The 1,248-nt window shown below is 62.0% G+C and carries 1 protein-coding gene and 1 pseudogene; both read left to right on the top strand.

Annotated features, from left to right (window positions below):
* Positions 1 to 649: pseudogene (locus LQV45_RS33630) on the top strand (glycosyltransferase family 2 protein); the annotation flags it as partial.
* A 1-nt stretch (position 650) separates the two neighbouring features.
* On the top strand, positions 651 to 1,248 hold a 598-nt coding region (locus LQV45_RS33625), incomplete at its 3' end, for an ABC transporter permease (RefSeq protein WP_230012130.1).

The following is a 1,248-nucleotide window of genomic DNA, read 5'->3' as shown; positions in this document are numbered from 1 at the left end:
CCACAGCCCCTACGAGCACGGCGGCCGCGTGGTGCGCGAATCGCAGTATGCGGACATCAAGCACCTCGTGTCGATGCAGTATGCGACCGCGCACGGCCGTGGCTGGGCGCTTGAGGATGTTCTCAAGGGCCCGACCGACCTGCCGGACCTGCTGCCCTCGAAGCTGCCCGAGATCCGGAAGATGATGGCCGGCTACTCGGACTCGATTTTCCAGGCCGACGCGGACGATTTCCCGACGCCGAAGATGGACAAGCCGCCGCGCCGCGGGCACGGCGTGTCGCAGCCGTCCAGGGTCACCCTCCTTCCCTGGGCTGCCAAGACGGTCGCACGCCAGTTGTTCCGCCCGGTCACCAAGACGAGTGCGGAACGTCCGCAGACCAACATTGCGCACCAGGACAACCGCTGGTGGCGGATCGCGCAGTTCGACAGCGCCATCGTCTCCAACGCTGAAGGAACCGGCGCTTCCTGGTACAAGCGGGACCCCAAGCGCGTGCGGGAAATGCTCACCGAGAGCAGCCGCCTGCACGCTGCCCTGCTCAAGGACTGGCAGTCGCTGAGCAAGCAGTACAAGGCGGCGATGCCGGAACTTACGTCCCTGGATTCCTGGAAGAAAATCTTCGAAGAACACACCCAGAGCGAAGTGAAATAGCGTGACAACCACGATTTCCGGGGAATTGACCCGCCCGGGTCTCGGTGGTGGATTTCGGGATCTTCGCCAGTCCAGTTTTCTGCTGAAACTGCTGGTCCGCAAGGAACTGAAAGTCCGCTACCGCGGCTCCGTTCTGGGTCTCCTTTGGTCCTATGTGAAGCCCGCTGTGCAGTTTCTCGTGTTCTATGTGGCCTTGGGCGTCTTCTTGGGCCTGGAACGCAGTGCACGGAACCCGGACGGCCTCTCGAACTATGCCGTGTATCTCTTCTCCGGAATCGTGCTGATCAACTTCTTCTCCGAAGCCCTCGGGAACTCCGCGCGATCGATCGTGAACAACGGCAACCTGATTAAGAAGATCTATCTTCCCCGGGAGCTGTTTCCGGTGGCGTCGGTCTGGGTATCGGCCGTGCATTTCTTCCCCCAACTCGTTGTCCTGGTAATCGGATGCGTCGTCGCCGGGTGGCACCCGGACGCGTTCCAGCTCCTGGCGGCGGTAGGCGGATTCGCCATTGTGGGCTTCCTGGCCACCGGGCTCGGGCTGTTGTTCGGGGCCGCCAACGTGTATTTCCGTGATTCGGAAAACCTCGTTGACATGCTCC

It is taken from the genome of Microbacterium sp. Bi128 (assembly GCF_918698205.1).
The sequence above is the reverse complement of the archived record's forward strand: the minus strand, read 5'-3'. Positions and strand labels throughout refer to the sequence as shown.